Origin of the sequence: Noviherbaspirillum sp. (assembly GCF_035944575.1) — a bacterium.
Taxonomy (GTDB): Bacteria; Pseudomonadota; Gammaproteobacteria; order Burkholderiales; family Burkholderiaceae_D; genus Noviherbaspirillum.
Genome location: NZ_DASZBA010000195.1, coordinates 20,583 through 27,097 on the forward strand (window position 1 = coordinate 20,583; position 6,515 = coordinate 27,097).

Below are 6,515 nucleotides of genomic sequence, written 5' to 3' on the forward strand. Positions count from 1 at the left end.
AGCACATGAATGAACCGAAGTATGCCCTGAACGGCATCGCAATCAGGACAGCCCACGCCGGTGACGTGAAGAACATGACGGCATTCATCTTCACGCATGGCCCCAACCAATGGAATCACCTGCCGGAGGAAGAGGTTGGCGCGCATATTGCCGCCATCGATGGCGGAAGGACGGGTGCGGTGCTGGCCGAGATCGACGGTCACCTGGTCGGCTTCGTCACTTTCATGGCCAGCCGTGCAATGACCCGTTATCAATCCCGGGACCGCATCGGTCACCGGCACGGCTACGTATGCGAAGCGGTGGTGCATCGCGACCATGCCGGCAAGGGCATCGGCGCGCAACTGCTGCAAAGAGCCGTGGCAGCGTTGGCAACGAAGGGATATGCCGAAATCTACATCGAGCGGCATGAAGAAAACCGGGCGTCTGCCGGCATGATGCGCAAGGCCGGGTTCATCGAGATTGATACTTATGACGATCCGGTGCGCAGGACGGCAGGCTCGCGGCGCACGACGGTTTGCCGGCTGATATCCGACGCTTGAACCGCTTCCGGGATCACCGGCTACGTCCCATGAATGCCGGATGGACGCACAAAGGCTATTGCATCGATAATCCGGTGTCGAACCGCCTATCCGCACATCATCCATGTCACGTCAAGCCGCCATCGCCCTCGTTCTGCTGTCCGCCCTTGGATTCGGCACCATGGCCCTGTTCGCCAAGGTCGCATACGCCGGCGGCATGACGCCGACGGTATTGCTGGCCTTGCGCTTCTTGCTGGCGGTGGCATTGCTGGCGCCGGTGGTATGGGCGAAACGCATGCGGCTGCCACGCGGACGCGTGCTGGCCGGGTTCGCGCTGATGGGGCTGCTGTACACCGCCCAGTCGCAAAGCTACTTCACGGCGCTCTTGCATGCGAGTAGCGGATTGGTGGGCCTGCTGCTGTATGTCTATCCGGTGCTGGTTACCTTGTTCGCTCTTGCATTCGGCTGGGAAAAGCCGGAACGCCGCACCTTCGTTCTGCTGGCGGTTGCCGTCGCCGGGATCGCGATCACCCTGGGCGGCAATCTGCAGGGCAGTCCGCTCGGCATTGCGCTCGGTCTGCTGGCCGCAGTCGTGTACGCCGTCTATATTTTGATCGGCGGGCGAGTCACGCGCGATATCCAGCCTCTGGCTGGAACGCTGGTGGTGATGGCCACTGCCGCGCTGGCCAATGGCGCGCTTGCAATCGCGGGCGGGCAATCCTTACCGACCGGCGTATCGACATGGCTTGCCGTCGGTGCGATCGCCTTGTTCTCGACGGTCATCGCGGTGGGGGCGCTGCTGGCGGGCATCCGGCATATCGGTCCGGCGCAGGCATCAATCATCTCCACGCTTGAGCCGGTCATCACCCTTTGCCTCGGTGCGTTGCTGCTCGGCGAGAACGTCAGCGCAGGCCAGGTCGTCGGAGGCGTGATGGTGTTGAGTGCCGTCATCATGCTGGCACGCCGTCCCTAATGTGGCTCGGCATCATGCCGCACCGGAAGCCTGCCACTATCCGCATGCTCCGTGGCCGCTTTGACACAGCCGCTTTTCCGGAACGCAAAATTGCAGGGCGTACCGAGCCGGAACTTTCACTCCGGGACCACATCATTCCTTGATGGCCGGCCTTCACCGGCATCATCGCAAGGAGAAATCATGGATGTGCAAGAGCAAGATAATCCGGACCTGCAGACCGTCGCCGATCTGGTCAAGGAGATCAAGTTCGCCATGCTGACGACCGAGGAACCGGACGGCACGCTGCGCAGCCGGCCGATGTCCACCATGCAGATGGAGGCGAACGGCGATCTGTGGTTCTTTACCAGCCTGTCATCGCCGAAGATCGACGAAGCCGAACAGCACCGGCAGGTGAATCTCAGTTATGCACGCATCGACAAGCAGGACTATGTATCGATTTCCGGCTTCAGCGAAGTCGTTCGCGACAAGGCAAAAATGGCGCAATTGTGGACGCCGTGGATCAAGCCCTGGTTTCCGGACGGTCTGGACGATCCGGATCTTGTGCTGCTGCGGGTAAGGATCACCGAAGCCGAATACTGGGATGCACCCGGCAGCATGGTCAAGCGGCTGTATGGTCTGGCCAAAGGCATTGTCACGGGCGACACCAGCGGTCTTGGCGACAACGGCAAAGTACGATTGCAGACATAGCAGCGGCATCGTCCGCCGCTATCTTTCCCGCTATGTCACTCCGCAAGCCTTCGTCATCGAGACGCCTGAAAAGGCGATCGCATTAAAAACGCGACAACGCCGAACTTCGTTGGACCGACATCATCGAAGCTGTTCAAGATGACAACGGCCAGGTGGTTTCCGCCACATCCGACGCGGGTTCGGCACCGCCAGCATACTTCCAAGGAGCATGACGATGGGATTCAATTTATTTAGTGCAAAAGGCGTTCCGCTGGAACAGCAGCGCTTCACGTGGCGCGACATGGTCGGCAAACCGATCAGCAAGCTCGACGATGATGCATTCACCAGGGCACGCGTTATTCTCATGAACGGCGTCGAACAGGAATCGATCCGTTTCCAGCATTTCGCTGCCCGGGCCAACAGGGCATTGCGCGTTCCGCTCGCACGCGTGCGCCGCACCGAGCAGCACCAGGCAACCATGGTCAACTGGCTGCTCGGCCCCGATCATTCACCGCTGGAAATCACGCTCGGCTATGAGCAGGTCGCCATCGAAGTCACCGCCGCCGTGGCGCAGCAGGAGCCCGATCCCTATCTCGCCCAGGCATACCGCTTCGGTATGCTGGAGGACTTCGATCACCTGTATCGCTATTCCGCCTTGCTCGATCGTGTCGAGGGCAAGGATGCCAACAATATCCTGCAAAGCTACACCGATATCCTGCCGGGCCGGCCGACGGTGGTGGAACACAGGGCACCTCAGGACGATGTGCGCGATCCGTACGATCGCAGGACGGCTGCGCCGATCACCAAGCTCAACGCGCTGACGATCGTCGGCGTCGAGTTCCAGGTGCATGAGTACTACATGAATATCGGCCCGCAATTCGCCGATCCGGTGGCGCGCCAGCTCTATGCGGAAATCGCTTCCATCGAGGAGCAGCACGTCACCCACTACGAATCGATGCTCGATCCTGAGGAGGGCTGGCTGGAGCAATGGCTGCTGCATGAAGCGACCGAGGTGTACAACTATTACAGTTGTGTGCAGCAGGAAACCAACCCGCGTGTGAAGGCGATCTGGGAGCGTTTCCTGGATTACGAACTTGGCCAATTCCATTTCGTCGCCGACTTGTTCAAGCAATATGAAAAGCGCGATCCGATGGATGTGTTTCCCGGCGATCTCCCCGAGCCGATTTCATTTGCCAGCCAGCGGGACTTCATACGCCGCACGCTGCTGCAGGAAGCCGACCTGCGCACCAACGGCACGCAATTCGTGCCGATGGACAAGGAAAGCCAGGCATCGATCGACTATCGCACGCACATCAACTCCGAAGGATCGCCGAGCGAGACGGTTGCCGCCGGCTATATCTGGACGCCGGGAACCGAACTCAATCGCAAGGTTGCCATTGCCGCATAAGCGATGGCCGGCCATACCGTATTTACATTACTCAGCGGTCTGACGACCTGAAGGAACAGCAATGAAGGAAGAAACCCATATCGGAATGAATCGCACCGGCATCCAGATGTCGCCGTTCGATACCAGTGCCATGCAGGCACCGCCTGCATCGGAAATTCCGGCAACGCCGGGAAGCGAAGCGGCGCTGGCGCAGATGCGCAGCCTCTACATCGCCGAAGCCGACACACTCGGTTCCGTGCCGGTGCCGGGCACGGTCAAAGGCGCGCTTACGACCGGCGTCTCCATGTTGACCGGCAATAATCCGGAGATCCTGCTCGACAAGCTGGGCGAGCGCTTGGCATTCGAACGCACCAGCACGCGCTTGTACGATGCCCTGATCACCAAGGTGGAGACGCTGCAGGAAGGCACGACCAGCATGACGCTTGGGGAATTGCGCAAGATCCGCGAAGAGGAATTCCGGCATTTCACCATGGTTGCCGCCGCCATCGAATCGCTGGGCGGCGACCCGACGTCACAGACGCCCTGCGCCGATCTGGTCGGCGTGGAATCGATGGGCCTGATGCAGGTCATCACCGACCCGCGCACCACGCTGGCGCAATCGCTGCACGCCATTCTGGTGGCGGAAATGACCGACAACAACGGCTGGGAGCTGCTCATCGCGCTCGCGGAGGATCAGGGCCAGAATTCGATGATGGTGGATTTCAGCGTGGCACTCGACAGCGAGCGTTCGCATCTGCAGATGGTGCAGACCTGGTATGAAGAGGCGACCATCGGGCAGGCCATTTCGAACGAGGCGGTGGACGAGGCGGAATCGCCGCCGTCGCAGCAATTGCATTGACGCTGCTTCACCGGGGCAGCGCCTCGGTTCCTGTTGGTCCAGCGCCGGCATGCTCGCCTCCATGGCGGTGCCGGCGCTTTTATTGCATGCATGCCGGGCTACGTATAGCGCGGTTGGACGTTCTTAGATCTGCACCCACGCGCCTTTGAAGATGACAGGGCCGCTCGGCGCATTCGGATTTGGCGATCCGCCTTTCGGCTCCAGACTGATCGCCAGCACCGGGATCGATTCCGGCGTCGCGTCTTCCGGCATGGGCAATACCACCGTGCCGTTGTTGGCGACCAGACCGAGCGAGCGGGGCGCGCCCTGTTTCGGCACGGCCCACAGTTCGAGGCTCCTGTCGGCTGCGATGTTCTGCGGCATGACGACCTTGACCGTCATCTGCCGGCGTTTCGCATCGCCTGTCACGACCATCACGGGTTGGGCCTTGTCGTCGGAGAGCGTGGCGACGAAGGACATGGTCGGCAATGCCGGTTCCGGCTGCCTGGTCAGCATCACCGTAATGAGGATCGTAGCCAATGCCGTCGACGCCATTCCCAATCCGCGCCAGAAGCTCAGGTCTTCCCGCAGACCCAGCCAGAAGGAACGGCGGTCCTGTCTGACAGGAGCGGAGCCCAATTTCAACTGGTTCTCGATCGCCTGCCAAACCTGCGGTGATGGATGTGCCGCGGGCGCGAACTCCGCCATCGGATGCAGGCGGTCCTGCCATTCCGCCACCGCCCGTTTCACGACCGGGTCGTCGCGCAGCCATTGTTCGAAGCGACGGCGCGCGCCGCCGCGCAGTGTACCCAATACATATTCGCCTGCAAGCTGTTCGAGCAGCCTGTCGTTGCGCTTCAGGTTCTGGAGATTCATGCGCCCTCCAGCTTGCTGAGGCAAAGACGCAGGCGTTCAAGTCCGCGCCGTATCCAGGTCTTGACGGTCCCGATCGGCAGCTTCAACTGTTCCGCCACTTCGCTATGGGAGAGATCGTGATAAAACGCCAGCGCGATCGCCTGCCTGTGCAGGCCCTCCAGGCGTGAAAAGCACTGCGCCAATGCCTTCGCGTCGCCGCTGATCTGCAGCGCCTCGATCGGCGTAGGTTGATTGCTTTCCATTGCGTTCATGACATCCTGGTCAAAATTTTCCGCATCGATCTCGACAGCGTTGTCCAACCGCCGCAGAATATCGAATGCCTTGTTTCGCACGATGGTCGTCATCCACGTCATCGGCGCTGCAAGGCTGGCCTGATAGGAGGAGGCGTTATGCCAGATGCTGACAAAACTCTCCTGCAACGCCTCTTCGGCCAGCTCTCTCTTTACTAATATACGCAGCGCGAAGCCAAACAGTTTCGGTGATGTTGCATCGTAGAGAGACCGGAAAGCCTCGCCGTCTTGCCGGGCGACGGCGGCAAGCCAGTTTTTCAACTGCGCGGGTTGCAGATCTGAAGTGGACAAGGTGGATCCGTTTAAAAAGTTGGGCAGGACCGCGCGACGCGGACCGATGCCGGCAAACCCAGTGTTACTGGTAGTCAAGGCGGATTATAGTATGGCCGCCTGCGCTTCCGCTATTCACCGCAGGAACGCTTTTTGTACTAAACAGTACTCCCTATCTCCTTTAATTTGCATTAGGTGACGATATCAATGATGAATCCTTCCGTACGTATCGACAAATGGTTGTGGGCCGCCCGCTTCTTCAAAACCCGTTCCCTGGCAACCGATGCCGTCGACAGCGGCAAGGTGCGCTTGAACGGAGAGCGCATCAAACCGGCCCGCAGTGTGAAGGCGGACGATATTCTTCAGATAGACAACGGATCGACTGAATGGGAAGTCGTGGTCAAGGATCTGTCGGACAAGCGCGGTCCTGCTTCGGTGGCCCAAACGCTTTACGCGGAAACCGAGGCGAGTATGGCAAAAAGACAAGAGCAGGCGGAACAGCGGCGCTATTTCCGCGAACCAAGCTCAACGATAAAAGGCCGTCCTACTAAACGTGACAGGCGCCTGATCGACCGGTCGGGCTCATAATCTCGGGCTTGGGAGACCCGAAAATAGTGCCTTTCGGTATCTTATACAAATAGAATCGACCCTCTAAGTTCTCGTTTGACTTTTGTACCCCGGTGGATAATAGTACGAG

Annotated in this window: 8 protein-coding genes; 6 read left to right on the forward strand and 2 right to left on the reverse strand. The window is 59.8% G+C overall.

Going from position 1 to position 6,515, the window contains the following annotated elements:
* Positions 1–5: 5 nt before the first annotated feature.
* The 5 genes from VGU61_RS15060 (at position 6) to VGU61_RS15080 (ending at position 4,403) form a co-directional block, all read left to right on the forward strand.
* Entirely contained in the window at positions 6–539 is a 534-nt protein-coding gene (locus VGU61_RS15060; RefSeq protein ID WP_326859993.1) for a GNAT family N-acetyltransferase, read from the forward strand.
* A 103-nt stretch (positions 540–642) separates the two neighbouring features.
* The gene (locus VGU61_RS15065; protein WP_326859994.1) at positions 643–1,491 is read left to right on the forward strand and encodes a DMT family transporter; all 849 of its coding nucleotides are present in this window, start codon (positions 643–645) and stop codon (positions 1,489–1,491) included.
* A 180-nt stretch (positions 1,492–1,671) separates the two neighbouring features.
* Positions 1,672–2,178 carry a pyridoxamine 5'-phosphate oxidase family protein gene (locus VGU61_RS15070; RefSeq protein WP_326859996.1) on the forward strand — a complete coding sequence of 169 codons (507 nt, stop codon included), beginning with the start codon at positions 1,672–1,674 and terminating at the stop codon, positions 2,176–2,178.
* Between the two features lie 214 nt (positions 2,179–2,392).
* Positions 2,393–3,565 (forward strand): hypothetical protein, encoded by a 1,173-nt coding sequence (locus VGU61_RS15075; RefSeq protein ID WP_326859997.1) that lies wholly within the window; start codon positions 2,393–2,395, stop codon positions 3,563–3,565.
* 61 nt (positions 3,566–3,626) lie between these two features.
* Positions 3,627–4,403, forward strand: a complete 777-nt coding sequence (locus tag VGU61_RS15080; protein ID WP_326859999.1) for a ferritin-like domain-containing protein — start codon at positions 3,627–3,629, stop codon at positions 4,401–4,403.
* A gap of 123 nt (positions 4,404–4,526) precedes the next feature.
* Here VGU61_RS15080 and VGU61_RS15085 read toward each other — a convergent pair whose 3' ends face one another.
* A complete protein-coding gene (locus VGU61_RS15085) occupies positions 4,527–5,258 on the reverse strand; it encodes an anti-sigma factor (RefSeq protein ID WP_326860001.1) in 732 nt (243 codons plus the stop codon).
* Complete coding sequence (locus tag VGU61_RS15090) at positions 5,255–5,839, reverse strand: sigma-70 family RNA polymerase sigma factor (protein WP_326860002.1); 585 nt, start codon at positions 5,837–5,839, stop codon at positions 5,255–5,257. Before VGU61_RS15090 ends, VGU61_RS15085 begins: the two co-directional genes overlap by 4 nt.
* Before the next feature lie 186 nt (positions 5,840–6,025).
* Between VGU61_RS15090 and VGU61_RS15095 the strand changes: the two genes are divergently transcribed.
* Positions 6,026–6,406 carry an RNA-binding S4 domain-containing protein gene (locus VGU61_RS15095; protein ID WP_326860003.1) on the forward strand — a complete coding sequence of 127 codons (381 nt, stop codon included), beginning with the start codon at positions 6,026–6,028 and terminating at the stop codon, positions 6,404–6,406.
* Positions 6,407–6,515 lie beyond the last annotated feature (109 nt).

Excerpts from the sequence above, each read along its gene's own strand:
- VGU61_RS15075 (WP_326859997.1), top strand. The coding sequence starts at position 2,393 with ATGGGATTCAATTTATTTAGTGCAAAAGGCGTTCCGCTGGAACAGCAG.
- VGU61_RS15060 (WP_326859993.1), top strand. The coding sequence starts at position 6 with ATGAATGAACCGAAGTATGCCCTGAACGGCATCGCAATCAGGACAGCC.
- VGU61_RS15070 (WP_326859996.1), top strand. The coding sequence starts at position 1,672 with ATGGATGTGCAAGAGCAAGATAATCCGGACCTGCAGACCGTCGCCGAT.
- VGU61_RS15085 (WP_326860001.1), bottom strand. The coding sequence starts at position 5,258 with ATGAATCTCCAGAACCTGAAGCGCAACGACAGGCTGCTCGAACAGCTT.
- VGU61_RS15095 (WP_326860003.1), top strand. The coding sequence starts at position 6,026 with ATGATGAATCCTTCCGTACGTATCGACAAATGGTTGTGGGCCGCCCGC.
- VGU61_RS15065 (WP_326859994.1), top strand. The coding sequence starts at position 643 with ATGTCACGTCAAGCCGCCATCGCCCTCGTTCTGCTGTCCGCCCTTGGA.
- VGU61_RS15080 (WP_326859999.1), top strand. The coding sequence starts at position 3,627 with ATGAAGGAAGAAACCCATATCGGAATGAATCGCACCGGCATCCAGATG.